This is a genomic window from Bradyrhizobium guangzhouense (assembly GCF_004114955.1).
GTDB lineage: Bacteria > Pseudomonadota > Alphaproteobacteria > Rhizobiales > Xanthobacteraceae > Bradyrhizobium > Bradyrhizobium guangzhouense.
Genome location: NZ_CP030053.1, coordinates 6818952 through 6843626 on the forward strand (window position 1 = coordinate 6818952; position 24675 = coordinate 6843626).

23 protein-coding genes are annotated in these 24675 nt (G+C 65.2%); 8 read left to right on the top strand and 15 right to left on the bottom strand.

The window, feature by feature from the left end:
- Window positions 1-4 precede the first annotated feature (4 nt).
- The 3 genes from XH91_RS32470 to XH91_RS32480 all read right to left on the bottom strand — a co-directional run bounded on the left by XH91_RS32470 (window position 5) and on the right by XH91_RS32480 (window position 5100).
- Window positions 5-2578, bottom strand: coding sequence for a ligase-associated DNA damage response DEXH box helicase (locus XH91_RS32470; protein ID WP_128954383.1), 2574 nt, complete (start codon window positions 2576-2578; stop codon window positions 5-7).
- A 235-nt stretch (window positions 2579-2813) separates the two neighbouring features.
- Window positions 2814-4043: an ABC transporter substrate-binding protein gene (locus tag XH91_RS32475; protein ID WP_128954384.1), complete on the bottom strand. Its 1230-nt coding sequence runs from the start codon at window positions 4041-4043 to the stop codon at window positions 2814-2816.
- Between the two features lie 130 nt (window positions 4044-4173).
- Window positions 4174-5100, bottom strand: a complete 927-nt coding sequence (locus XH91_RS32480) for a class I SAM-dependent DNA methyltransferase (protein WP_128954385.1) — start codon at window positions 5098-5100, stop codon at window positions 4174-4176.
- Between the two features lie 54 nt (window positions 5101-5154).
- Here XH91_RS32480 and XH91_RS32485 point away from each other — a divergent pair, with 54 nt between their 5' ends.
- The 4 genes from XH91_RS32485 to XH91_RS32500 all read left to right on the top strand — a co-directional run bounded on the left by XH91_RS32485 (window position 5155) and on the right by XH91_RS32500 (window position 9663).
- A complete protein-coding gene (locus XH91_RS32485) occupies window positions 5155-6192 on the top strand; it encodes a ligase-associated DNA damage response exonuclease (RefSeq protein WP_128955065.1) in 1038 nt (345 codons plus the stop codon).
- Window positions 6189-7877 (top strand): ATP-dependent DNA ligase, encoded by a 1689-nt coding sequence (locus XH91_RS32490; protein WP_128954386.1) that lies wholly within the window; start codon window positions 6189-6191, stop codon window positions 7875-7877. Before XH91_RS32485 ends, XH91_RS32490 begins: the two co-directional genes overlap by 4 nt.
- Window positions 7878-7949: 72 nt before the next feature.
- A complete protein-coding gene (locus tag XH91_RS32495; protein ID WP_128954387.1) occupies window positions 7950-8252 on the top strand; it encodes a DUF6460 domain-containing protein in 303 nt (100 codons plus the stop codon).
- Between the two features lie 85 nt (window positions 8253-8337).
- A complete protein-coding gene (locus XH91_RS32500) occupies window positions 8338-9663 on the top strand; it encodes an MATE family efflux transporter (RefSeq protein WP_128954388.1) in 1326 nt (441 codons plus the stop codon).
- A gap of 127 nt (window positions 9664-9790) precedes the next feature.
- Here XH91_RS32500 and XH91_RS32505 read toward each other — a convergent pair whose 3' ends face one another.
- Entirely contained in the window at window positions 9791-10888 is a 1098-nt protein-coding gene (locus XH91_RS32505) for a quinone-dependent dihydroorotate dehydrogenase (RefSeq protein ID WP_128954389.1), read from the bottom strand.
- A complete protein-coding gene (locus XH91_RS32510) occupies window positions 10885-11229 on the bottom strand; it encodes a DUF952 domain-containing protein (RefSeq protein ID WP_128954390.1) in 345 nt (114 codons plus the stop codon). Before XH91_RS32510 ends, XH91_RS32505 begins: the two co-directional genes overlap by 4 nt.
- Before the next feature lie 215 nt (window positions 11230-11444).
- Here XH91_RS32510 and XH91_RS32515 point away from each other — a divergent pair, with 215 nt between their 5' ends.
- Window positions 11445-12098, top strand: coding sequence for a S24 family peptidase (locus XH91_RS32515; protein ID WP_128954391.1), 654 nt, complete (start codon window positions 11445-11447; stop codon window positions 12096-12098).
- A gap of 194 nt (window positions 12099-12292) precedes the next feature.
- On the opposite strand, the gene XH91_RS32525 is transcribed toward XH91_RS32515, so the two are convergent.
- The 5 genes from XH91_RS32525 to XH91_RS32545 all read right to left on the bottom strand — a co-directional run bounded on the left by XH91_RS32525 (window position 12293) and on the right by XH91_RS32545 (window position 16642).
- A complete protein-coding gene (locus XH91_RS32525) occupies window positions 12293-13936 on the bottom strand; it encodes a lysine--tRNA ligase (protein WP_128954393.1) in 1644 nt (547 codons plus the stop codon).
- Window positions 13937-14121: 185 nt separating this feature from the next.
- A complete protein-coding gene (locus XH91_RS32530) occupies window positions 14122-15057 on the bottom strand; it encodes an ABC transporter substrate-binding protein (RefSeq protein ID WP_128955066.1) in 936 nt (311 codons plus the stop codon).
- A 156-nt stretch (window positions 15058-15213) separates the two neighbouring features.
- Entirely contained in the window at window positions 15214-15804 is a 591-nt protein-coding gene (locus tag XH91_RS32535) for an SCO family protein (RefSeq protein WP_128954394.1), read from the bottom strand.
- 24 nt (window positions 15805-15828) lie between these two features.
- Window positions 15829-16023, bottom strand: a complete 195-nt coding sequence (locus XH91_RS32540; protein ID WP_128954395.1) for a hypothetical protein — start codon at window positions 16021-16023, stop codon at window positions 15829-15831.
- Window positions 16024-16117: 94 nt separating this feature from the next.
- The gene (locus XH91_RS32545; protein WP_164933537.1) at window positions 16118-16642 is read right to left on the bottom strand and encodes a Clp protease/crotonase-like domain-containing protein; all 525 of its coding nucleotides are present in this window, start codon (window positions 16640-16642) and stop codon (window positions 16118-16120) included.
- Between the two features lie 252 nt (window positions 16643-16894).
- On the opposite strand from XH91_RS32545, the gene XH91_RS32550 reads away from it, so the two are divergent.
- The 3 genes from XH91_RS32550 (at window position 16895) to XH91_RS32560 (ending at window position 19582) form a co-directional block, all read left to right on the top strand.
- Complete coding sequence (locus XH91_RS32550) at window positions 16895-18553, top strand: FAD-binding dehydrogenase (protein WP_128954397.1); 1659 nt, start codon at window positions 16895-16897, stop codon at window positions 18551-18553.
- 119 nt (window positions 18554-18672) lie between these two features.
- Complete coding sequence (locus tag XH91_RS32555; protein WP_128954398.1) at window positions 18673-19023, top strand: RidA family protein; 351 nt, start codon at window positions 18673-18675, stop codon at window positions 19021-19023.
- A 193-nt stretch (window positions 19024-19216) separates the two neighbouring features.
- Window positions 19217-19582 (top strand): nuclear transport factor 2 family protein, encoded by a 366-nt coding sequence (locus XH91_RS32560; RefSeq protein ID WP_128954399.1) that lies wholly within the window; start codon window positions 19217-19219, stop codon window positions 19580-19582.
- A 190-nt stretch (window positions 19583-19772) separates the two neighbouring features.
- On the opposite strand, the gene XH91_RS32565 is transcribed toward XH91_RS32560, so the two are convergent.
- From XH91_RS32565 to XH91_RS32585, 5 genes are all read right to left on the bottom strand, one after another.
- Window positions 19773-20615 carry an amidohydrolase family protein gene (locus tag XH91_RS32565; RefSeq protein WP_128954400.1) on the bottom strand — a complete coding sequence of 281 codons (843 nt, stop codon included), beginning with the start codon at window positions 20613-20615 and terminating at the stop codon, window positions 19773-19775.
- 3 nt (window positions 20616-20618) lie between these two features.
- On the bottom strand, window positions 20619-21599 hold the full coding sequence (locus tag XH91_RS32570; RefSeq protein WP_128954401.1) for an aldo/keto reductase: 981 nt from the start codon (window positions 21597-21599) through the stop codon (window positions 20619-20621).
- A 204-nt stretch (window positions 21600-21803) separates the two neighbouring features.
- A complete protein-coding gene (locus tag XH91_RS32575) occupies window positions 21804-22736 on the bottom strand; it encodes a sugar-binding protein (RefSeq protein ID WP_128954402.1) in 933 nt (310 codons plus the stop codon).
- A 103-nt stretch (window positions 22737-22839) separates the two neighbouring features.
- On the bottom strand, window positions 22840-23910 hold the full coding sequence (locus XH91_RS32580) for an ABC transporter permease (RefSeq protein WP_128954403.1): 1071 nt from the start codon (window positions 23908-23910) through the stop codon (window positions 22840-22842).
- Entirely contained in the window at window positions 23910-24674 is a 765-nt protein-coding gene (locus tag XH91_RS32585) for an ATP-binding cassette domain-containing protein (RefSeq protein WP_128954404.1), read from the bottom strand. Before XH91_RS32585 ends, XH91_RS32580 begins: the two co-directional genes overlap by 1 nt.
- Between the last annotated feature and the right edge of the window lies 1 nt (window position 24675).

Here is a 24675-nt window from a genome sequence, read left to right on the forward strand (position 1 = left end):
CGTCTTACCCGCTTCTATCCATCGCTTCCTTGACCAGCTCGTCGGCGGCTTCGGCCAACAGCTCGTCTGCAGCTTCGCCATAAACTGACTCGCGGCCGATTTCCAGCATCACGGGCACGGCGAGCGGGGAGACGCGGTCGAGTTCCCGGTGGGTGATACGGCCCTGGATGCGCATCAGCATGTCGCTGAGGCGGCGCAGATCGAGCAGGCCGGTGGCGGCATCGGCGCGCGCGGCGCGCAGCAACACGTGATCGGCCTGGTGTTTTCGCAGGACATCGTAGACGAGATCGGTCGAGAACAGCACCTGGCGGCGGCTTTTCTCTTCACCGGTGTGGCGACGCGCGATCAGCCCGGAGATGATGGCGCAGTTGCGGAAGGTGCGCTTCATCAGCGCCGATTCGGCGAGCCAGGCCTCCAAATCGTCGCCGAGCATATCAGGGTCGAACAACGCGTTGAGATCGATGCGGCCATCCCTGATCATGAAGGACAGGTCGCCCAACGCCCAGATCGCCACCGCATATTCGTTGGCGACGAAGCCGAGCGGCCGGGCGCGGGCGCGCTCGAGCCGGCGCGTCAAGAGCATGCCGAGCGTCTGGTGCGCGAGACGGCCTTCGAAAGGATAGCAGACGATGTAATGCTTGTTGGCGCGCGGAAAGCTTTCGACCAGCAGCTCGCGCACCGCGGGCACCCGGCTGACGTCCTTTTGCAGGGAGAGCCAGTCGCGCACCTGCTCCGGCAAACCCTTCCAGGCCCTGAAGTCGTCGAGCAGACGGCGGACGCGTTCGGCGAGATAGGTCGAGAGCGGGAACTTGCCGCCCATATAGGACGGCACTTTCGGGTCCTTGTCATGCGCGCGCGAGACGTAGACCTGGTCCTCGACCAGGGTCTCGTAGCGCACCACCTCGCCGGAGAACACGAAGGTGTCGCCGGGCGAGAGGCCCTCGATGAAGGCCTCTTCGATCTCGCCAAGCAGGCGGCCGCCGCGCGCGATCACCCCGGTCGAACCGTTCCCACCGCCGCGCGAGCGCACCAGGCGCACTTTCAGCATATCGTCCTCGACGATGGTGCCGACATTCATCCGGTAGCTCTGCCGCACCTTTGGGTTGGCGACGCGCCAGCGGCCCTCCTTGTCCTGCTTGATGCGGGCAAAGCGTTCATAGGTCTTCAGCGCGTAGCCGCCGGAGGCGACGAAATCGACGACGTCGTCGAAATCCTGCCGCGACAGGTTCGCGTAGGGCGCGCCGGTGCGGACCTCGGCATAGAGCTCGTCGGAGAGGAACGGCTCGCCGCAGGCGCAGCCGAGCACGTGCTGGGCCAGCACGTCGAGCGCGCCTGTACGTAGCGGCGGCGTATCCTGCGCATTCTCGGCGATGGCGTCGATGGCGACGCGGCACTCCAGCACCTCGAAGCGGTTGGCGGGCACCAGCACGGCGCGCGAGGCTTCATCGAGACGGTGGTTGGCGCGGCCGATGCGCTGCATCAGGCGCGAGGAGCCCTTGGGCGCGCCGATATTGACGACGAGATCGACGTCGCCCCAGTCGACGCCGAGATCGAGCGAGGAGGTACAGACCACGCCGCGCAGGCGCCCCGCCGACATGGCGTCCTCGACCTTGCGGCGCTGGGCGACGTCGAGCGAGCCGTGATGCAGGGCGATGGCGAGGCCGTCGTCGTTCATGCTCCAGAGATTCTGGAACAGCATCTCGGCCTGGCTGCGGGTGTTGACGAACACCAGCGTGGTCTTGTTCTGCTTGATCAGCTCGTAGATCTCGGGCAGCGCATGGCGCGCGCTGTGGCCCGCCCAAGGCAGGCGCTCGCGCGTGTCGAGCATCTCAACCTGCGGCGGCGCCGCGCCGCCGGCGACGACGATGTCGGCGGCGACCTCCTTGCCCTCGGGCTGCGGCACCAGAAAGCGCGCGAGCTGCTCCGGCTCGGCCACCGTCGCCGACAGACCGATGGCGCGCATCTGCGGCGCGAGGCGCCACAACCGCGCGAGGCCAAGCGACAGCAGGTCGCCGCGCTTGGACGTCACCAGCGCGTGCAGCTCGTCGAGCACGATACGCTTCAAGGAGGAGAACAGGAACGGTGCGTCGTCGGAGGACAGCAGCAGCGCGAGCTGCTCCGGCGTGGTCAGCAGAATATCTGGCGGATAGCGCCGCTGCCGCTGGCGCCGCGACACCGGCGTGTCGCCGGTGCGGGTCTCGACCTTGATCGGCAGATTCATCTCGGCGATGGGGCGTTCGAGATTGCGGGCGATGTCGACGGCGAGCGCTTTCAGCGGCGAGATGTAGAGCGTGTGCAGGCCGGCACTGCGCTGCACGCTGCGGCCGGTGGAGATGACGGATTTCGCAGGCGTCGTCGGCGCAGTGCTCAATTCCGCCAGCGTCGGCAGAAATCCCGCCAGCGTCTTGCCGGCGCCGGTCGGTGCGATCAGCAAGGCCGAACGATCCGCGCGCGCCTTCTCCAGCAGCGCGAGCTGATGGTCACGCGGCGCCCAGCCGCGCGACGCGAACCATTGCTGGAAGCGGTCGGGCAGCAGCGCGGCCGGCTCGGCCGGGATTTGGAGGATGCGGGGCGGCACGGCGTTAGACGTAAGCCGTGGGGACGGGTTCGTCGAGGGGTGGGCACCACGAGCTGGGGGCGCCCCTTCCCTCTCCCATTGTGGGACCCCTTGTGGGAGATGGTGGATCGCCGCGAAGCGGCGAGACGGGTGAGGGGTATCTCTCCGCGAATTATTCTCTTCCGAGCGCGCCGAGAGAACCCCTCATCCGGCGCTTCGCGCCACCTTCTCCCACAAGGGGAGAAGGAAGAACCATCTACTCCACCACCGGCTTGTCGGAGACCTCCCAGTCCTTGCCGTTGAAGATCTGGGTGAACAGCGTCTTCATCGGCGTGTAGTCGTCGGGCGTGTAGCTGTAAGTCACGCCGTCGAGGAAGAAGGGCGAGTGGAAGCCGTTGAGGTTCGAGGCCTGCTTCAGCACATTGGCCCGCGTCAGCTCATCGCCGCAGCGGCGCAGGATCTCGCCCATGGTGACGGCCTGGCCGTAGCCGGCATAGGCGATGGTGTTGTCGGGTGCGACGTTGGGCAGATATTTCTTGCGCAGCTCCTCGAACGCCATGGGACCCGGATCCTTTTCCCAACGGCCGGGCCCGGCATCCTTGGAATAGCTGATCGCGACGATGTCCTTGGCGTTCTCGAAGCCGGCGGCGTTGAGAATGGATTTGCCGGTCGAGCCGGCCGAGAGCAGCTGCAGCGGCTTCCAGCCGAGCTCGGCCGCTTTCCGGATCGACTGCGACGACGCCTTGCCGGTGGAGATGTTGTAGAAAACGTCGGCGCCCGACTTGGAGAGATTGATCAGCTGGGAATCGATAGTGGGATCGGTGAGATCATAGGTCTGCTCCATGATCACGGAGGCGGTGCCGCCGGCATCCGCCAGCACCTTCTTGAAGGGCCCAAGGAAGTCGCGGCCGAAATCGTCGTTCTGGTAGAGGATGCCGATCTTGGCATTCGGCTTCACGCCAAGGACATGCCGCGCCAGGATGCGCGCTTCGGTCGGATAAAGCGGCAGGCCCGCCATCGTCCATTTGAACTCCTTCGGATTATTCCACTTCGAGGCGCCGGTGTTGAGCAGCAGCTGCGGCACGCCCTTGGAGTTCAGGTATTTGTGCACGGCGGTCTGCGGCGCGGTGCCGAGCGAGCCGTAGAGTGCCAGCACCTCCTCCTGCTCGACCAGGCGCCGCGTCGCCTCGACGCATTTCGGCGCGCTGTAGGCGTCATCGAGCGTGAGGAAATTGACCTTGCGCCCGTTGATGCCGCCGCCCTCGTTGAGCATCTGGAAATAGGCTTCGCCGACACGCCCCAGCACGCCGTAGAGCGAGCCGGGGCCGGAATGCGGCACGGTCTGTCCGATCTTGATATCGGTGTCGCTGGCGCCGGCATCGTATTTTTTCTCCGCGGCCCAGACATAGGGCGCGGGCAGGACGGATGCGGCGATGGTGGCGAACGCGGCGGCGCTGACATCGCGCCGCGATGGATTTTTCGTCATTGTTGTTTCTCTCCCTGGTGCCGCGCATTGTGCTGGCATCGCAGCTTCGCTCGCAAGCAGGAAGTCGTCGGTTTGCGACGCAATGATGCTTAAATTGCTGGGCGTTTAGCGCCTAGACTCAAGTTTTCTCTTAAGTTCTCTCGGCGACGATGACGAGGCCGCGCACCGGCTCGTTGTTCTCGTTGCGCGGCGAGCACGGCTCCAGCGTGAGCAGCTTCAGGGCGGCTTTCGCAATCGCACCCCGCACATATTCCGTCGAGTGGGCATAGCGCAGGCCTTCGCCGAGCACGATGCCATCGCCGTCATGCGTCTCCAGCGTGAAGGCGAGCGTGCCGCCCGATAAGAGCACGCGCTTGGTCTCGGTGAGAACAGGCGCGAGATCGGAGAGATAGACGAAGGCATCCGCGGCGACGACGAGGTTCGCGCTTGCATCGGGCTTGGTGCGCAGGCCCTCGATCATGTCGGCGACCTCGAGCTCGGCATAGAGCCCGGTGGCGCGCGCCTCCTTGATCATGCCCGATGACAGGTCGATGCCGATGAAATGATCGACCTGCTTGGCGAAGGCGGCGGCCGCAAGGCCGGTGCCGCAGCCGAGATCGATGGTGCGCTTGAAGAAGGCCGGCTTCTTCGCAGCAACGCGCGCGGCCAGCACCGCCTTGAAGATCAGCGCGGGGGCGCGATAGCCGAGATCGTTGATCAAAGCGTGCTCGAAGCGCGGCGCGTATTGGTCGAACAGCGCCTGCACATAGGCCTTGGGCATTTCGGAGAGCTGCGCGTCGCCGAGCCGGATCAGGTGCAGGCCGGCGCCGTGCTGATCCTCGGGATCGGATCGCCGCGCTTCCCGGAAGGCTGCGATCGCCTTGTCGCGCTCGCCGAGCTGCTGACGGATCTCGCCGAGCGTGAACCAGGCCGAGGTGAAGTCAGGCGCGAGCTCGATGGCCTGCTCCAGCAGATCGGCGGCAGCGGGCAGATCGCCCTTGAGCTGGAGGTCGCGCGCGAACTCGAAACGGCGGTCGGCCATGAGATCGCCGGAGGTCAGGAACAGGCGGAGCGGCATTGCAGGAACCGAAGGATGACTCGAAGAATTGGCAGCGCAGCCTATATGACAGAAATGCGCCCGCAAGACATCCTGCTGCCAACTGCTGACGGCCTGTGCTGCAAGCCCGGCGGCTTTCACATCGATCCCGTCCGTCCGGTGGAGCGGGCCGTGATCACCCACGGCCATTCCGACCACGCCCGCGCCGGCCATGGCGCGGTGCTGGCGACGCAGGAAACGCTCGACATGATGCGGCTGCGCTATGGCGAGAATTTTGCCGGATCGACACAGGTCATCAGCTATGGCCAAGACATCAGGCTCGGCGACGTCAAGGTGAGGTTTCACCCGGCCGGCCATGTGCTCGGCTCGGCGCAGATCGCGGTGACCTGCAAGGACACCTGCATCGTCGCATCAGGCGATTACAAGGATGCGCCGGACCCGACCTGCGTCCCGTTCGAGCTGGTGCCCTGCGACGTCTTCATCACCGAGGCGACGTTCGGGCTGCCGGTGTTTCGCCACGGCGATGCCGCGGACGAGGTGAAGAAGCTGCTGGCGTCCGTCGCGCTGTTTCCGGAGCGCGCGCATCTCGTCGGAGCCTATTCGCTCGGCAAGGCCCAGCGCGTGATCGCGCTGCTGCGCAAGGCCGGCTATGACGCGCCGATCTATCTGCATGGCGCGATGGAGAAGATCACCGAATATTATCAGAGCCGCGGCATCGATCTCGGCGAGCTCAGGCCGGTGATGGGCATGAAGAAGGCGGCACTCGCCGGCACCATCACGCTGGCGCCGCCGTCGGCGACGTCTGACATCTGGGCCCGGCGCTTTCCTGATCCCGTCACGGCTTTCGCGTCGGGCTGGATGCGCGTGCGCGCCCGCGCGCGGCAAGGCGGTGTCGAGCTGCCGCTGGTGATCTCCGACCATGCCGATTGGGACGGTCTCACCGCGACCATCGCGGCGACCGGCGCCGGCGAGATCTGGGTCACCCACGGCCAGGAAGACGCGCTGGTGCATTGGTGCAAGAGCCGCGGCCTGCGGGCGCAGCCGCTCGATCTCGTCGGCTATGGCGAGGAAGAGGAGAGCGAGCCGCCGGCTCCAGGCGAGGCCGGGGCATGAACCGCTTCGCCGAACTGCTGGACCGCCTCGCCTACGAGCCCGGCCGCAACAACAAGCTGCGGCTGCTGACAGGGTATTTCCGCGAAGTCGGCGATCCCGACCGCGGCTACGCGCTGGCCGCGCTCACCGGCGCGCTCAGCTTCAAGCACGCCAAGCCCGCACTGGTCCGCGACCTCATCGCATCGCGCACGGATGAGGTGCTGTTCGGGCTGAGTTACGATTATGTCGGCGATCTCTCCGAGACGGTGGCGCTGATGTGGCCGAAGGCGGCGATGGCTGCCCACAACAACCCGCCCCCTCCAACGCTGACCGAAGTCGTCACCACGCTGCGCACGCTCGGCAAGAGCGAGCTGCCCAAGCAGCTCGAACGCTGGCTCGACGAGTTGGACGAGACCGGCCGCTGGGCACTGTTGAAGCTCGTCACCGGTGCCCTGCGCATCGGCATCTCCGCGCGGCTGGCCAAGACGGCGGCCGCCGCGCTCGGCGACAAGGATCCGCATGAGGTCGAGCTGATCTGGCCCGGCCTCAGCCCGCCCTATCTCGACCTGTTTGCGTGGCTGGAGGGCCGCGCGGAAAAGCCCGTCAATCGCGACCCCGCGCCGTTCCGGCCGGTGATGCTGGCGCATGCGATCGAGGATAGCGATTTCCAAACCCTCGATCCCGCCGACTACATCGCCGAATGGAAATGGGACGGCATCCGCGTGCAGGCGGTTGCGGGCCGCGACGACCATGGGGAAATCACCGCGCGGCTCTATTCGCGCACCGGCGAGGACATCACGGGGAGCTTCCCGGATCTCGTGCCCTCTCTGCGCCTGCCCGGTGCGATCGACGGCGAGCTGTTGATTCTGCGCGAAGGCCGCGTGCAGAGCTTCAACGTCCTGCAGCAGCGGCTCAACCGCAAAATCGTCTCGCCGAAGCTGATCAAGGAATTTCCGATTCACTTGCGCGCCTATGATCTGCTCGGCGACGACGAGAACGATCTGCGCGAGCTGCCGTTCGCCGATCGGCGCGAGCGGCTGGAGACCTTCATCGCAAAGCTTGGCGATCCCCGCATCGATCTCTCGCCCACCGTTCCCTTCGCAAGCTGGGATGCCCTCACCGCCGCGCGCGCCGATCCCGCGAGCGCCGGCGCGGGCGAGGATGCCGACGCCGTCGAAGGCGTGATGCTGAAGCGGCGCGATGCGCCCTATCTGCCGGGACGGCCGAAGGGCCAGTGGTGGAAATGGAAGCGCGATCCGCACATCATCGACGCCGTGCTGATGTATGCGCAACGCGGCCACGGCAAGCGCTCGTCCTATTACTCCGATTACACCTTCGGCGTCTGGACCGCGACCGAGACTGGCGACGAGCTGGTGCCGGTCGGAAAAGCCTATTTCGGCTTCACCGACGAGGAGCTGTTGCAGATCGACCGCTTCGTCCGCCGCAACACCACGGAAAAGTTCGGCCCCGTGCGCCATGTCGTGCACGAAGCGGACAAAGGGCTGGTGCTGGAAGTCGCCTTCGAGGGGCTGCAACGCTCGCCGCGGCACAAGTCAGGCGTCGCCATGCGCTTTCCCCGCATCAGCCGCCTGCGCTGGGACAAGCCGCCGCGGGAAGCCGACCGGCTGGAGACGCTGGAAAAGATGCTGAAGGCCGAGGAATCCCTACCAACAATTAAGGTGGCGGCGTCCGCAGACGGCCATTGACGCCCCCTTACGGGTTCCCCATGTCCCCCGCCGTGACCTATAATCGGGACGAATCCCGCTGAGGAGTTTGAAATGGTCCAAGACGTCAGAGATTTGCCGGCGGGCCATAGCGATGGCCTGCACCGCTTTCTCGGCGGCTCGCCGCTGGCGGTAGCGTTTCGCCTGGTGCTGCTCTCGATCCTGGTCGGCGTCGTGCTTGCGGCGATCGGCTTCGATCCCTGGAACATCCTCATCAGCATTCGCCTGCTGTTCCGGCACATCTGGGATCTCGGCTTCGATGCCGTGAACTGGCTGTGGCGCTACTTCCTGCTCGGCGCCGTCATCGTGATCCCGATCTGGCTGTTGTCCCGCATCTTCGGTTCTCCGCGCCGCTAGGACCCTGTGAAATGCGCGGCCGGCGCAAGCACGCCATGCCGGCCGCGGTGGTGCATTCGGCGCAGGGGTCGGATACACGCAGCTGATGCACGCCCCTGTTCATCCCAAAGTCGGCAGCCGCCAGGTCTTCGCCATCGCCGGTCCCGCGATGGTCGCAAACCTGACCACGCCGCTGATCGGCGTGGTCTCGACCACCGCGATCGGCCGGCTCGACGATGCCGCCCTGCTCGGCGGCGTCGCGATGGCGTCCGTCATCTTCGACTGCCTGTTCTGGCTGTTCGGCTTCCTGCGCATGAGCACGCTCGCTTTCACCGCGCAGGCGCTCGGCGCCGGCGAGACGCGCGAAGAGACGGTGATTCTGGTGCGCGGCTTCATCGTCGCCGGCCTGATCGGCGGCGCGCTGATCGTGCTGCAGCTGCCGCTGGCCGGCGTGCTGTTCGATCTGATGGGCGGCAGCGCGGGCGTCACGCACGCCGCGAAAACCTATTTCATGATCCGGATCTGGTCGTCACCCTTCGCGTTCGCCAACTACGTCATCCTCGGCTGGCTGGTGGGACAGGCGCGCGCCAATCCGGCGCTCGCGCTCCAGGTCGTCATCAACCTCATCAACATGGCGGCGACGATCCTTTTGGTGCTGGTCTACGATACCGGCATCGCGGGCGCTGCGATCGCAGCGCTGCTGTCGGAAGGCGTCGGCTTCGTGCTCGGCGTCGTGGTCTGCCGGCGCTTTGCGCATGGCGGTTTTGCCGTTCCGCGCGCGATGCTGTTCGACCGCGCCAAGCTGATGCGGCTGTTGGCCGTCAATTCCGACATCATGATCCGCACCGCGGCGCTGATCACCGTGTTCCTGTTCTTCACCGCCAAGGGCGCGCGCGCCGGCGACGTGACGCTGGCCGCGAACTCCGTGCTCAACAATTTCCTGCTGGTCAGCGCCTTCTTCCTCGACGGCCTCGCCAACGCTGCGCAGCAGCTCTGCGGCCGCAGCTTTGGCGCGCGCGATGCCAGGGGATTTGCCGATTCGACCCGGCTGGTGCTGCTGTGGGGGCTCGGCTTCGCGCTTGTTGTCGCGGTGGTGTTCGCGCTGTTCGGCCCTGATATCATCAACTTCATGACCGCGAGCGAGGACGTCCGTCGTGCCGCGCGCGAATTCCTGCCGTTCATCGTGCTGGCGCCGATCCCCGGCGTGTTCGCCTTCGGCTTCGACGGCATCTATGTCGGTGCCACCTGGGCCCGCGAGATGCGCAACCTGATGCTGGCTTCGCTGGCGATCTTCCTGGGGATGTGGTGGGCGTTGCAGTCGTTCGGCAATGCCGGCCTGTGGTGCGCTCTGCTGGCGTTCTACGTCGCGCGTGGGGGATTGCAGGGGGCGCGGTATCCGGCGCTGTATCGGATGACGTTCGCCAAGTCATAGCTCTCGTGTCCCGGACGCGCGAAGCGCGAGCCGGGACCCGGAATGCGGCGGCATGGGCCCCGGTTCAACAGCGCATCACGCCGCGAAGACGCGGCGCACTGCGCTGCGCCCGGGGCACGAGACCGTCTTACATCCCCGGCCAGTCTTCCGCCGTCAGCGTGGCTGCATCGGCGCCGACGATCTCGGAGAGCGAATCCCGTCCGGTGCGCAGCAGCGTCGAGGTCAGATCGCGCTTGATCTCGTCGACGAGGCCGAGGCCCTTATAAACCAGCGACGAATAGAGCTGGATCAGGCTCGCGCCGGCGCGGATCTTGGTCAGCGCGGCGCCACCGGAGTCCACGCCGCCGACACCGATCAGCGGGAACGCACCCTCGACGCGGACATAGGTCTCCGCGACCATACGCGTCGACAGGCGGAACAGCGGCCGCCCGGACAAGCCGCCCGGCTCCTTCGCGCGCATCTCCTCACGCAACGTGCTCGGCCGTGCGATCGTCGTGTTCGACACGATCATGCCGTCGACCCGGCGCGAGCGCGCGACCTGCACGACGTCGTCGAGCTGGGCGAGGCTCAAGTCGGGCGCGATCTTGAGCAGCACCGGCGTGTCGCCGGCCTTCTGCCTGACGCGCTCGCGCGCGTCGATCACGCGTCCGAGCAGATCGTCGAGCAGCGCGCCTTCCTGCAGATTGCGCAGGCCCGGCGTGTTCGGCGAGGAGACGTTGACCGTGAAATAGCTGGCGACCGGCGCAAAGGTCTCGATCAGCTTGACGTAATCGGCGACGCGATCCGGCGAATCCTTGTTGGCGCCGACGTTGACGCCGACGATGCCGCCATTCGCCGCGCGCGCGGCGAGCCGGCGCAGGGCGACCTCGGCGCCGTCATTGTTGAAGCCCATGCGGTTGATGACGGCCTCGTCGCGCTCGAGCCGAAACAATCGCGGCCGCGGATTGCCCGCTTGCGGCTTCGGCGTGACCGAGCCGATCTCGACAAAGCCGAAGCCGAGCCGCAGCAGCGCGTCGGGCACCTCTGCGCTCTTGTCGAAACCCGCAGCCATGCCGATCGGGTTCGGGAAGTTGAGCCCGAAGGCGCGCACGGCAAGCTTTGGATCATCGGTGCGCGGCTTCACCGGCGGCAGGAAGCGCAGGCCCTGGATGGCCAGGCGATGCGCGTCCTCCGGATCGAGCCAGCGCAGCACCGGCAGCGAAAAGGCGTCGAAGGCGCGGATCACGGGGCCAGCTCCGGGGTGTCGTGGCCGCCATCGGAGCGCATGCTGAGGTTCATCACCGAGATGACGGCGCCGAGATCGAGCTCGCCATAGAGATGCGGAAACAGCTCGTCGTTGCGCGAGCGCTCCCAGCGCAATTCGGCGCCGCACGCATCGCCGTCCACCTCGACCAGGAACAGCGCACGCTGGCCGAAATAGTGCTTGCGCAAGGTCTCCGGAACCTGGGGCGCGGTCGAGAAATGGATGAATCCATCGCGCGCGTCGTCCGCGCTACCCCGGTACACGCCCTGCCGTTCCGCTTCGCGCCAGGCCGAGGCCGGACAGATTTTGTAGATCTTGACCACCGCTTACCGGAGCCCTGTTTGCTCGTTGAGTCAGTTCTTCGACTCAGCTCTTTGAGTCTCTTGGGGTTTTTCGTCTCGAATGGGTCTTAAAACCCGGCGCGACCGTAAAGGCCGCCCCCACCGAACTCAAGAGTAGAGGGTGCCCCTTGCGCGAAAAACGGAAAACCGGTTGATTTGAGGATAGTTTTCCTGAGTTGCGACGGGCTGGACCTTCCATGGTCAGACAGGCCAAAGCGCAGAGGATACTGACCCACGACCAGATCTGGGCCGCGCTGGACCGGTTGGCCGCGCGCGCCGGACTGTCGTCGTCTGGCCTTGCCAAGCGGGCCGGGCTCGACCCCACCACGTTCAACAAGTCCAAGCGTGTCACCAGCGATGGCCGCGAGCGCTGGCCCTCCACCGAATCGATCGCGAAGGCACTGGCGGCGGCGGACTCGTCGATCGAAATTTTCGCCAGGCTGATCGACGACGACACGGGGGATGGTCGCACGGTACCGCTGCTCGGTATCGCGCAAGCCGCAACGAGCGGCGCGTTTGACGAATCCGGTCTGCCGTCCGGCAAGGGCTGGAGCGAGATCGCGCTGCCGACTGCTGACGACAGTCGCGCGTTCGCACTGAAAATTACCGGCAACGCGCTGCTGCCTGTCTATCGCGACGGCGATGTCATCCTGGTCTCGCCCGGCGCACCGGTGCGCAAAGGTGATCGTGTGATGGTGAAGACGAAGGCGGGCGACGTGCTGGTCGCGACGCTGAAGCGCCGTACGGCGAAGGTGCTGGAGCTGCAGCCGCTCGATGCGGCGTTCGAACAGCTCACGATGGCGGCCGGTGATGTGGCGTGGGTGGCAAGGATCGTGTGGGCGAGCCAGTGAAAGTTGCACCGCTGTCATTCCCCGCGACCCGGCTACGCCAAGGCTTCGCCGAGGTTTCAATCTTGGGCGCGCCGAAGCTTTAGCGCAGGCGGCAAGCGGGGAATCCAGTACGCCGCGGCCTCTCGGCGTGATCACAACTGCCTCGGAGTACTGGATCGCCCGGTCAAGCCGGGCGATGACAGCGAGGTTATGCCTCACGCACTCCGTGCCAGCGCGCCGTCGATCATGTTGACCGCGTTCTGCACGCCGTACACCGCGACGAAGGAGCCGAAGCGCGGGCCCTTCTCCTGGCCGAGCAGCACCTGGTAGAGCATGTTGAACCAGTCGAGCGTGACGCCCGGGCGGCCGTCCTTGCCCTTCTTGACCTGGTCGAGGAACGGCTCGCGGCGGCCGATCTCGTAGACGACGTTCTGGATGTCTTCGGCCGAGGCCTCCGCCGGAAGCTGCGAGAGCGCATCGCGCAGATCCTGCAACGCGGCGCGCTCGGTGTCCGTGGGCACGCGGAACTGCTTCGTCGGCGCGACGAAATCGCGATAATAGTTGATGGCGTAGCCGACCATCGCGTCCAGCTTCGGATGCGTCTGCGGGCTCACGCCGGGCCGATAGCGGCCGATGAAACCCCACAGCGTCTCGGCATTCTCCGCATTCGACGACGACACCAGCGTCAGCAGCAGCTGGAACGTGACGGGCATGTCGCCCTGTGGCGGCTTGCCGTTGTGGATGTGCCAAACGGGATTGCCGAGCTGCTGCTTGTCATCCTGCTTGGGAAAGCCATCGATGAATTGCTGATAGTCGTCGACCTGGCGCGGGATGACGTCGAAGAACAGCCGCTTCGCCGCCTTCGGCTCGCGGTACATGAACAGCGACAACGATTCCGGCGAGGCGTAGCGCAGCCACTCGTCGATGGTCAGGCCGTTGCCCTTCGACTTCGAGATCTTCTGGCCCTTCTCGTCGAGGAAGAGCTCGTAGTTGAAGCCTTCCGGCGGCGCGGCGCCGAGCGCCCTGGCGATGGCGCCGGACAGCTTCACGGAATCGATCAGATCCTTGCCAGCCATCTCATAGTCGACGCCGAGCGCAACCCAGCGCATCGCCCAGTCGGCCTTCCACTGACATTTGACATTTCCGCCGGTGACCGGCGTTTCGACTTCCTGATTGGTATCGGGATCGACATAGGTCACGGTGCCCGCGGCGACGTCGCGGCGGATCATCGGCACTTGCAGCACGACGCCAGTGGTCTTGCTGATCGGCAGGAACGGCGAATAGGTCGCGCGCCTGTCAGGGCCGAGCGTCGGCAGGATGATGTCCATGACCTTGTCGTAGGCAGCCAGCATCTTGAGCAGCGTCGCGTCGAAACGGCCGGACTTGTAGTAGACGGTCGAGCTCGCGAATTCGTAGTCGAAGCCGAAATGATCCAGGAACGCGCGCAGCCGCGCGTTGTTGGCGTCGCCGAACGACGGATGCTCGTTGGAAAAGGGATCAGGCACGGACGTCAGCGGCCGCCCCAGATATTGCGCCAGCAGATCCTTGTTCGGCACGTTGTCAGGCACCTTGCGGAAGCCGTCCATATCGTCGGAGAACGCCAAGAGGCGCGTCTTGGTCTTGTCCTCGGTGAGCACGCGGAAGGCATGGCGCACCATCGAGGTGCGCGCGACCTCGCCGAACGTGCCGATATGCGGCAGGCCGGAAGGACCGTAGCCGGTCTCGAACAGCACCTCGTCCTTCGGGCTCTTCTTCAGCCGCGCGACAATGGCCTTCGCCTGCTCGAACGGCCAGGCGTTGGATTGTTCGGCGAGCGCACGAAGATCGCTCGGGCTCATGTTGGGATCGATAACGGACATCAAGGGGCCTCCGGGCCGCGGAAAATAGCGATTTCCGGGCAGAATGCAATTTTGTGGGGCGACGCAGCCGCCTCCGTCGTCATTGCGAGCGTAGCGAAGCAATCCAGAATCTTTCCGCGGAAACAGTCTGGATTGCTTCGTCGCAAGAGCTCCTCGCAATGACGGCGGAGAGAGCAGCGACCCGGTTAGAACGGGCTCACCGAAAAATACTTCAGCCACAGATCGGTGTAGCGGCCTTTTTCCCAGACGCGGAACAGGGCCCAGTTCAGGGCCTGGCGCAGCACGTCGTTGCCCTTGCGCACGGCGATGCCGATGCCCTCGCCGAAGAAGCGGCTCTCGACGAAGGGGCCGCCGGAGAAGGCGCAGCAATCGCCCGAGTCGGTGCCGTTGATCCAGAACGCCAGCGAGATGGCGTCGCCGAAGATGAAATCGACCTCGCCCTTGCGGAGCGCAGCACGGAGCGCATCGTCGTTGGGATAGGGGTGCAGCTCGGCGTCGGTGAACATCGCCTTCAAATAGGCCTCGTGCGCCGAGCCCGCGATGACGCCGACCTTCTTGCCTTCGAGATATTCGGGCCGGATCTCCGGCATCACCGCATCCTTGCGCGAGGCGAAGCGCGCCGGCACGCGGTAATAGGGATCGGTGAAGTCGACGCGCGCGCGAAGCTGCGGGCTCACCGCCATGGAGGCGATGATCGCATCGCCCCGGTTGGAGGTGAGCGCATCGACCAGCGTCTCGAAGCGGCGCATCTGCACGGTGCAGCTGACCTTGATCTCCTCGCACAGGCTGCGGGCGAGATCGACATTGAAGCCGGCCGGATTGCCGTCGGCACCGGTGAAGTTGAACGGCGGGTAATCGGTCTCGGTCAGGAAGCGGATCACGGTCAGGCGCGACAGGTCGGGCCGCTCCGGCCGCCGTCGCGGGTCCCAGAAACCGGGCACGGCTTGGGGGGCAGCTTGGGGCGCGACCGGGGTCGTCGCCTGGGGCGCCGCGGGGGGTTGCTTGGCCGGTATCTGGGCTTTTGCGGAGGGCAGGCCTGCGAGCAGGCAGGCCGCGACAGCCAGCCCCGTCAGCAAGCCACGGACAGATTTGGACGATTTCGCCTGTTGCGATGGAGCCATCGGCCGGAAATGAATGAATTTCATTGGGATCGGAAGGCCTTATAGACCATCCGGCTACGAAGGCGAGTGGAGAATGCCGTTAAGGCCACGGTGTGCTCCCTCCCCGCTTGCGGGGGAGGTTGCTCCGAGGGATGCCGACCGATCGTTACACTCTTCCTACAGATACTTCTTCAAGTCCGCCGCGGCCTCTTCCGGGGTTCGCTTCAGGTTGAACGGCGAGACGAAGCGGCCGTCGCGGTCCATCAGGTAGATCAGCGCGGTGTGGTCCATGGTGTAGTCGCCATCCTTGGTCGGAACCTTCTTGGCATAGACCCGGTAGGAGGTGATCACCTTGGCGGTCTCGGCGGGATCGCCGGACAGGCCTTCGAGATGCGGATCGAAGCTGGAGAGATAGTCCTTCATGACCGCAGGCGTATCGCGCTCGGGATCGACCGAGATGAAGATTGCGTTGACCTTGTCGGCGTCCCTGCCCATGGCGCGCAGCACTTCCGACATCTCGAACAGCGAGGTCGGGCAGACGTCAGGGCAATGGGTGTAGCCGAAGAAGATCAGGGTCGGCTTGCCCTTGAGGTTCGCCTGGGTGACGGTCTTGCCGTTCTGGTCGGTGAGCTGGAACGGGCCGCCGATTGAGGCCGGCTGCGTCACCTTGCTGACGCCACCCATGGCCCAGAACAGCACCAGCAGGCCGACGACGAGGCTCGAGGCGAAGGCGGTCGCGATCACCAGCGGACGGGCAGTGGAGCTCATGAGCGGAAAACTTCCTGTCGCGGGTCAGAAGCAGGCGGCAAAGCCGGTCCTGATCATTTCGAAGAACACCTGGGTGCCGTAGTGGAACCAGAGCGCGAGCGCACCGATCACCATCAGCCCGCCGGCCGAGGCGCCGGCCCACAGCAGCACGGACGGCGTCCGCCCGGCATTGGGCGAATTGTCCTCCAGAGGATGTGCCGGTTGCGCTGATTGAGCCATGACAAGGATCGGGTTCCCTGCCTTTCAAATAGGCTTCAGCCCGCCCACGGGCAAGCGCCACGGGCGGACCGCCGATCACGTCATGCTGACAGTCTTAGTGAAGCAGCTGGCCCCGGGCCGACTCCAGCTCTTCCGCTTTCGGGGAAAGTCGGGGCGAGGCCGGCTTGAGCGCCGAGGCCTGCGCGTCCAGGTAGCAGGGCTTGTACATCGCCTGAAGCTGCTTGCCCTTGAGGAACAGCATGTGCGGCGTGAGGCCGCCGCGCTGTGAAATCCAGCGCTTCACCTGCGAGGGATACATCGCATAGAGCATCTGGGTGGCTTCGGGATTGGTGACGGCGCGGCCGTTGCTGCCGAAATCCCAGGCCGCGTGGAAGCCGAGCGTGGCGTGCGAGGTGACACAGATGCGGTCGCGCGGGATGGCGCCGAGGACGATGGTGCAGGCGGACGCGCAGAGACCATCGATGATGACGGTATCACCGGATTGGCGCAGATCCTGGTACTTGTCGACGTAGGTTCCGATCCGGCCGCCGCGGTCATCCGCGATCCGAACCACCGCGTGAGACGCCCCCATGCAAGCGATCAAGCAAACCGCCGCAAGCAACCCCGTCAGAAACTTCATTGGCCCCCGCCCCAGTCGTTGTCGAATCTGCGTGTCAGGTGGTGATGCGCGCCTAGCGTCCGTCGTAACCGTGTTTTTGTCTAGGCAGGCCGGCTCGCTCAAAACAAATTCAAATCCAGTGTTGCGTCCGCGCTGCACTCGGCCTGCCTCAATCCCAAAGTGGAACAAGTTAACGATGCCTTACGCGACACGCCCTTGATCTCAGTTACGGCAACTGGCTTCAATCCCGGGCGACTACAGGGGGGAACTCAGATGACTGAGCAGGCGGACGTCATCGTCGTCGGCGGAGGACTGTCGGGACTGGTGGCAGCGACCGAGATTGCCGACGCCGGCAAGCGTGTGATCGTGGTCGACCAGGAAGGCGAGCAGTCGCTCGGCGGCCAGGCGTTCTGGTCGTTCGGCGGATTGTTCCTGGTTGATTCGCCGGAGCAGCGCCGGCTCGGCATCAAGGACTCCTTCGACCTCGCGATGCAGGACTGGCTCGGCAGCGCCGGCTTCGATCGCGACGAGGATTTCTGGCCGCGAAAATGGGCCGAGGCTTACGTCGCGTTCGCCGCCGGCGAGAAGCGCGACTGGCTGCGCGCGATGGGCCATCGCATCTTCCCCGTGGTCGGCTGGGCCGAACGCGGCGGCTATGATGCGATGGGCCACGGCAATTCGGTACCGCGCTTTCACGTCACCTGGGGCACCGGCCCCGGCATCGTCGAGCCGTTCGAGCGCCGCGCGCGCGAGGCCGCGAAGGGCGGCCGGCTGGTTTTCAAGTTCCGCCATCGCGTCGATGCGCTGTCGATCACTGACGGGACCGTTGACCGCGTCAGCGGCGCGATCCTCGCGCCTGACAGCGTCGAGCGCGGCATGAGCTCCTCGCGCACCATCGTCGGCGAGTTCGCGCTGAAGGCGCAGGCCGTGATCGTCGCGTCCGGCGGCATCGGCGGCAATCATGATCTGGTGCGGACGAACTGGCCGAAGCGGCTCGGCGATCCCCCGAAGTTCATGATTTCAGGGGTGCCCGAGCATGTCGACGGCCGCATGATCGGCATCACGGAGAAGACGGGCGCGCGGCTGATCAATCGCGACCGGATGTGGCATTACGTCGAGGGCATCCAGAACTGGTCACCGATCTGGCCGCGCCACGGCATCCGCATCCTGCCCGGCCCGTCCTCGATGTGGTTCGACGCCACTGGCATGCGGCTGCCGGCGCCGCTGTTTCCAGGCTCCGACACGCTCGGCCAGCTCAAATACATCATGTCGACGGGTTATGATTATTCCTGGTTCATCCTGACGCAGGCCATCATCAAGAAGGAATTTGCGCTGTCTGGCTCGGAGCAGAATCCTGATCTCACGGGCAAGAGCTGGCGCATGACCCTGCGCCGCGCCACCAACAAGGGCGCGCCGGCGCCGGTGGAAGCGTTCAAGAGCCACGGTGTCGACTTCATCGTGCGCGACAGAATCGAGGATCTCGTCGCTGCCATGAACAAGCTCGCCGGCAACGATCTGCTCAAGCTCGAGCACATCAGGATGCAGATCGAGGCGCGCGACCGAGAGATCGCCAACCCCTATGTCAAGGATGCGCAGGTGATGAACATCCACAACGCGCGGCGCTATATCGGCGACAAGCTGATCCGCACGGCATCACCGCACCGCATTCTCGATCCGGAGAAGGGGCCGCTGATCGCGGTCAAGCTCAACATCCTCACCCGCAAGACGCTGGGCGGCTTCGAGACCGATCTCGACTCGCGCGTGTTCGGCGCGGAGGGAAGCGTCATTCCCGGGCTCTATGCGGTGGGCGAAGCCGCGGGCTTCGGCGGCGGCGGCGTGCACGGCTATCGCTCGCTGGAGGGCACCTTCCTCGGCGGCTGCCTGTTCTCGGGCCGCAATGCCGGGCGGGCGGCAGCGAAAGCGGTGGGATGACCGAGCGCATGCGTCGCCGGCCATTCATGCATGGCGGGCAACGCAAGGCGTGCCCGGGGGTGGTACAGCGCGGGGCGCTGCGCTAGACAGGGCCGCCATTCCCCGAAGGAGATCCGCAAATGAGCATTCAGCGTTTTGAAACCGGCCCGCGCATGAGCCAGGTCGTCGTGCACGGCGACACCGTCTATCTCGCCGGCGTCGTCGCCAGCAACGCGGCCGGCGAAAGCGTGACCAAGCAGACCCAGGACATCCTGAAGACCATCGACGGCCACCTCGCCAAGGCCGGCACCGACAAGTCGAAGCTGCTGTCGGCCACGATCTACATCACCGACATGAAGACGTTCCAGGAAATGAACGCGGTCTGGGACGGCTGGGTGTCGCCCGGCAATACCCCGGCCCGCGCCACCGTCGAGGCGAAGCTCGCCGCGCCGCAATACACCGTCGAGATCATGGTGATCGCGGCGAAGTAGTTCGCGTTTGAAATTGGCGCGCGCCTGAAGTGCGATCATTGCACTTCAGCCTCTTGTTGGCGCATGATCCGGTCGGGAAACCGCTTCACACTTTCCCGGATCATGCGCATGACCTCAGAGGTAATCGATCGGCGCGCGCGAACCTTCGATAGTGGCGGTCAGCCGAACCACGGCGCCATCGAAGGAGAGCACCATGACCGACCACGTCACCATCGCCCGCCGCTATATCGATCTCTGGAACGAGCGCGCGCAGAATCGCCGGAGCGAACTGCTCGGCGAATTCTGGACGGCGGATGCGAGCTATGTCGATCCGCTGATGAAAGGCGACGGCCGGGACGGCATCGATGCGCTGATATCAGGCGTACAGCAGCGCTTTCCCGACTTCAGGTTCAGCCTGATCGGCGAGCCCAACGGCTACGGCGACCATGTCCGCTTCAGCTGGGGTCTCGGCCCTGACGGTGTCGATAGCCCGATCAAGGGGACAGATTTCGCCGTGCTGAAGGACGGGCGGATCAAGAGCATCACGGGATTCCTGGATCAGGTCCCCGCGGGCGCGTGAGCCGCGAGCGCCACATTCTTCCTTCTCCCCTTGTGGGAGAAGGTGGCGCGCAGCGCCGGATGAGGGGTTGCTTCCGCGAACTCACATGCGAGAGGCGACTCGCGGAGAGAGACCCCTCACCCGTCTCGCCGCCGTGCGGCGAGCCACCCTCTCCCACAGGGGGAGAGGGGAAGAGCGCACTCGACAGCGATCAAGCTAGCCGATACGCAGCCTTGGCATTCACCGCAAACGCCTTCTCGCGCGCGCGCGGCCCGAGCTTCGCCAGGCATGCCTCCAGCGCGCTCTTGATCTCGCCGTAGCTGCCGGCGAGCAGGCACACCGGCCAGTCCGAGCCGAAGATCAGGCGGTCCTCGCCAAAACATTTCGCGACGTGCCGGACGAACGGAAACAGCCGCTCGGCGTCCCAATCGTCCCACTTCGCTTCCGTCGCGAGACCTGAGACCTTGCACCAGACGTTCCCGCACGCCGCGAGCCGCGCGATGCGCTCGGACCATTCGGCACTGCCGCCGTCGGCGATCGGCGGCTTTGCGGCGTGGTCGAGCACGAAGCGGGCTTGCGGAAAGGCTTTTGCGGTCGCGATCGCGGCGGGCAGCTCGCGGGTGCGGACGAGGAAATCGTAGGTGAGATCACGCGCGAACATTTCGGCCAGCCCGCGCCGGACCTCCGTGCGCAGCAGCCAATCGGGATCGGCCTCATCGTGAACCTGGTGGCGGATGCCGACCAGCTTGGCGCCGCCCGGCAAGGTGCGCAGGCGATCGAGCGTGTCGCCGAGCGCGGCGTCTGTCAGGTCGGCCCAGCCGACGACACCGATGACGGAAGGCGTCGCATGCGCGACGCCCAAGAATTCCTCGGTCTCCGCAAGCGACGAGCGGCATTGCACCAAAATGCTGGCGTCGATGCCGTTCGCCTTCAGCAACGGCGCGAGATCGGCGGGACCGAAGGCGCGGCGGATCGGCGCAAGCTCAGGCGCCATCATCCAGGGGTAGTCGGCGCGCGCGGGATCCCAGAAATGCTGGTGGGCGTCGATGGCCATGGCTCACGCTCCGCCCGGCAGCGGCGCCCGCGCGTCGACGAGGTTCTTGGCGCGCAGCTCCTGCCAGAAGGCTTGCGGCACCGCGCGCTCCGACATCGCGATGTTGTCGGCGACCTCGCTGGCGTTGCGCGCGCCCATCACGGCGACGGTCACGGCCGGATGGGCCATGCAGAACTGGAGTGCGGCGGCCTTCAGCTCGGTGCCGTACTTGCGGCAGAGCCGGTCGAGCTCGAGCGCGCGCGCCACCAGCGCCGCGCCGGCGTCCTCATAGTTGAACTTCGCGCCCGTGTGCGGATTGGCAAGGATACCGCTGTTGTAGATGCCGCCGAGCAGGATGCCGATGTTCTTCGCGAGGCAGACCGGGAACAGCGCATCCAGCGCGCCCTGATCGAGCAGCGTGTAGCGGCCGGCGAGCAGGAAGCAGTCGACCGGCACGGCTTCGGCGAAACGCGTCAGCATCTCGGACTGGTTCATGCCGGAACCGATCGCTTTCACGGTGCCGTCGTCGCGCAGACGCATCAGTGCGCGGAAGGCGCCGCTGACGGCGTCGTCGTAGTGATCGTCAGGGTCATGCACGAGCAGCACGTCGACGCGATCGAGCCCGAGGCGACCGAGACTTTCCTCGACCGAGCGCATCACCCCGTCATAGCTGAAGTCGAATTTCGGCCGCAGCGCCGGCGCGTCCTTGAAATGATCGTCCTCGACCGTTGTCGCATCAGGCGCGCGCAGCAGGCGGCCGACCTTGGTCGAGATCGCATAGGACTCGCGCTTCTGCTGCCGCAGGAAAGCACCCAGTCGTTGCTCGGCGAGGCCAAAGCCGTAGAGCGGCGCGGTATCGAAGAAGCGGACACCGAGCGACCAGGCCTTTGCGACGGTCGCCTCCGCATCCGCATCGCTGACCGCCGAAAACAGGCCGCCGAGCGGCGCCGAGCCGAGGCCGATCGACGTGACATCGAGATTATGAGCTAGCCGCGCTTGTTTCATCTTATTCACCCTGCGGGCTTCTTTCCTTCTCCCCTTGTGGGAAAAGGTGCCTTGCCGAAGGCAAGGCGGATGAGGGGATCTCTCCGCGCCTATCATGCGAGTTGGACTCGCGGAGAACCGCTCACCCGGCTTCGCTATGCGAAGCCACCCTCTCCCACAAGGGGAGAGGGTGGTCGGCGCAGGAACGTTGGGCTGGTAACGTTCCTACTTCAACAGTTTGGCGACGTTATCCTTCGTCACGAGGTCGAGGCCGGTGTAGATCACTTCCGGAACCTTCTGGCCCTTCTTGATCGCGAGCAACGTGTCCATCGACTTCTCGCCCATTTCGAACGGGCGCTGGCCGGTGAGCGCGTTGGAGTAGCCGTCGCGCAGCAATTCGAGCTGCATCTTAAGCGTATCGGCAACGACGAGCGTCAGCTTGCCGCTGTCGATATCCTTCTTGTTCTTGTTGACGAAGGCCTTGAAGCCCTCGGGCGCGAACATCGGCCAGCCGCCGACCGGAACGATCGCGGCAAGGTCGGGCGTCGCGGTGCGAAGATCTGTCATCTGCTGCACCGCAAGCGCGGAATCGTCGTTGCAGAAGGTCGGCGACCCCTGCACTTCGACCCACTTCGAGCCCTTCAGCGCCTCGCGAACGCCATCGACACGTTCGGCAAGGTTCTTGGCACCCGGGCCACCGGAGACCATGGCGTATTTGCCGCCCTCGGGCCGAAGCTGCAGCAATTGCTTGCCGAGCGCGACGCCGAAGTCCTTGTTGTTGGTGCCGATATAGGCGAGCCGCTTGGAGCCCGGCGCATCCGCGTCAAACGTGATGACGGGGATGCCGGCCGCGGTTGCAGCCTCGATCGACTTGGTCATGGACGCGACGTCGGCCACCGAGATCGCAAGGCCATCCACCTTCTGGGTGATGAAGTCCTGGATGATCTGCGCCTGCGTCGCCGGCTCGTGCTCGATCGGCCCCTTGTAGATGCACTCGACGTTGCCGAGTTCCTTGGCTCGCTTCATGCAGCCGTCACGCGCCACGTCGAAGAACGGATTGTTCATCGCCTTGGGGACGACGGCGAACTTGTAGGTCTGGGCAAATGCCGGGGCCGCCATCATCGCGATGGTCACGCCGGCCAACAGAAGCTTCTTCATGCTTTCCCTCCACACAGTGATGCCTATCCATTTGTGATGTGATGCTCCGGCAGGCGGATAGACGCTCTTTCGTTGTCCTTCCGGAGTAACTCGTTAAGTCATGTCAAGTCATGCGCGAGCGGATGCGATCGACCAGCACGGCAAGAATGATGATCACGCCCACCAGCGTCTGCTGCCAGTAGGAGTTGACCTGCGCCAGCACGAGGCCGTTGCGGATCACCTCCAGCAGCACGCAGCCGACGATGGCGCCGAGCGGACCGCCGAGGCCGCCGGCGAGATTGGCGCCGCCGATGACGGCGGCGGCGATGACGTTGAGCTCGTAGGACGTCGCCATGTTCGCGGGCGCGGATCCCAGCCAGCCCGAGATGATGATGCCTTGCAGGCCGGCGGCGAGCGCGCAGAGCACATAGACTTCGATCTTCACGCGCACGACCGGGATGCCGGTCAGTTCCGCCGCCTTCTCGTTGCCGCCGAGCGCGAAGACGTGGCGGCCGAAGGTCGTATGATGCAGCACGACCGCCATCACCAGGGCGAGGATCACCAGGTAGATGAAGGGCGCGGGCATGCCGTACACGTCACCCGAGGTCAACGAGTAGAACAAATCGGCATCGGGCCCGCCAGGAAAGCTGCCACGGCCGTTCGAGACGACGTACGCGAGCCCGCGCACGATCGACAGCATTCCGAGCGTGGTGACGAAGGGCGACAGCCCGAGCACCGCAATGCAGAAGCCGTTGATCATCCCGACGATGAACGCGGCGAGCAGCCCTGCAAGCACCGATATCAGCAGGATCAATCCGGGTACATTGGCGATGACCGTCTTGCCGTCGGTTGCCATGTGGACGAAGTACGATCCCGGCGCCGACAGCTCGACCATGACCATGGAGGTGATCATGGCGGAAAAACACATCATCGAGCCGACGGAGAGATCGATGCCGCCGGTGATGATGACGAAGGTGATTCCGAGCGTGGCAATGGCGATGAAGGAAAAGTTCTTCGCCACGTTCTGCATATTGCCTTCGGTGAAGAAATAAGGGCTGGCAAAACGCATCACGATCATCAGCACCACGAGCGCCAGCAGAACGTAGCCGGTCTGCGAGGCAAAGATGCCGCGGTGCCACCATTTGCTGCGGCCGACATTGGTGAAGGAGATCGGGTTTTCCATGGGTACGGACATTACGCCGCCTCCTTCGCGCCGGTGATCAGGGCGGTGACTTCCTCGGGGGATGTGTCGTGGATCGGCTTGTCGGCCCGCTTCTCGCCGCGGCGCATGACGATCACGCGGTCGCAAACCGCGAACACGTCGGGCATGCGGTGGGAGATCAGCATGACGGCGACGCCCTGCTCCTTCAGACGGTGGATCAGGCTCAGCACTTGCTCGACCTGGCGCACGGAGATCGCGGCTGTCGGCTCGTCCATCATCACGAGCTTTGCGTTGGACAGGCGCGTGCGCGCGATCGCCACCGCCTGACGCTGGCCGCCGGACATCTGCTTGACCAGATCATGCGGCCGGGTTTCCGAGCGCAGCTCGCCGAACAGGTCCAGCGCGCGCGACGCCATCGCCTTGTGATCGAGCAGCGCGATGGGACCGAATTTGCGCTTGAGCTCACGGCCGAGAAAGACGTTCGCCGCGGCCGACAGATTGTCGGCAAGCGCGAGGTCCTGATAGACGACCTCGATCCCGACCGCACGGGCATCGACCGGGCGGCTGAAGTGGACGGCATTGCCGTCGAAGCGGATTTCGCCTTGGCTTGGACGGAAATTGCCGGCGATGATCTTGACCAGCGTCGACTTGCCGGCGCCGTTGTCGCCCATCAGGCCGACCACTTCGCCCGGATGGACGTGCATGTTGACGCCATGCAGCGCGCGGATCGCGCCGAACTCCTTGCCGATCCCGGTCAATTCCAGCACCGGCTGGCCGCTTGTGGAAGAGGTTGTCATG

Coding starts and splice junctions, on each gene's coding strand:
- XH91_RS32475 (WP_128954384.1), bottom strand. CDS start 4,043: ATGACGAAAAATCCATCGCGGCGCGATGTCAGCGCCGCCGCGTTCGCC.
- XH91_RS32480 (WP_128954385.1), bottom strand. CDS start 5,100: ATGCCGCTCCGCCTGTTCCTGACCTCCGGCGATCTCATGGCCGACCGC.
- XH91_RS32485 (WP_128955065.1), top strand. CDS start 5,155: ATGCGCCCGCAAGACATCCTGCTGCCAACTGCTGACGGCCTGTGCTGC.
- XH91_RS32490 (WP_128954386.1), top strand. CDS start 6,189: ATGAACCGCTTCGCCGAACTGCTGGACCGCCTCGCCTACGAGCCCGGC.
- XH91_RS32495 (WP_128954387.1), top strand. CDS start 7,950: ATGGTCCAAGACGTCAGAGATTTGCCGGCGGGCCATAGCGATGGCCTG.
- XH91_RS32500 (WP_128954388.1), top strand. CDS start 8,338: ATGCACGCCCCTGTTCATCCCAAAGTCGGCAGCCGCCAGGTCTTCGCC.
- XH91_RS32515 (WP_128954391.1), top strand. CDS start 11,445: ATGGTCAGACAGGCCAAAGCGCAGAGGATACTGACCCACGACCAGATC.
- XH91_RS32525 (WP_128954393.1), bottom strand. CDS start 13,936: ATGTCCGTTATCGATCCCAACATGAGCCCGAGCGATCTTCGTGCGCTC.
- XH91_RS32530 (WP_128955066.1), bottom strand. CDS start 15,057: ATGGCTCCATCGCAACAGGCGAAATCGTCCAAATCTGTCCGTGGCTTG.
- XH91_RS32535 (WP_128954394.1), bottom strand. CDS start 15,804: ATGAGCTCCACTGCCCGTCCGCTGGTGATCGCGACCGCCTTCGCCTCG.
- XH91_RS32540 (WP_128954395.1), bottom strand. CDS start 16,023: ATGGCTCAATCAGCGCAACCGGCACATCCTCTGGAGGACAATTCGCCC.
- XH91_RS32545 (WP_164933537.1), bottom strand. CDS start 16,642: ATGAAGTTTCTGACGGGGTTGCTTGCGGCGGTTTGCTTGATCGCTTGC.
- XH91_RS32550 (WP_128954397.1), top strand. CDS start 16,895: ATGACTGAGCAGGCGGACGTCATCGTCGTCGGCGGAGGACTGTCGGGA.
- XH91_RS32555 (WP_128954398.1), top strand. CDS start 18,673: ATGAGCATTCAGCGTTTTGAAACCGGCCCGCGCATGAGCCAGGTCGTC.
- XH91_RS32560 (WP_128954399.1), top strand. CDS start 19,217: ATGACCGACCACGTCACCATCGCCCGCCGCTATATCGATCTCTGGAAC.
- XH91_RS32565 (WP_128954400.1), bottom strand. CDS start 20,615: ATGGCCATCGACGCCCACCAGCATTTCTGGGATCCCGCGCGCGCCGAC.
- XH91_RS32570 (WP_128954401.1), bottom strand. CDS start 21,599: ATGAAACAAGCGCGGCTAGCTCATAATCTCGATGTCACGTCGATCGGC.
- XH91_RS32575 (WP_128954402.1), bottom strand. CDS start 22,736: ATGAAGAAGCTTCTGTTGGCCGGCGTGACCATCGCGATGATGGCGGCC.
- XH91_RS32580 (WP_128954403.1), bottom strand. CDS start 23,910: ATGTCCGTACCCATGGAAAACCCGATCTCCTTCACCAATGTCGGCCGC.
- XH91_RS32585 (WP_128954404.1), bottom strand. CDS start 24,674: ATGACAACCTCTTCCACAAGCGGCCAGCCGGTGCTGGAATTGACCGGG.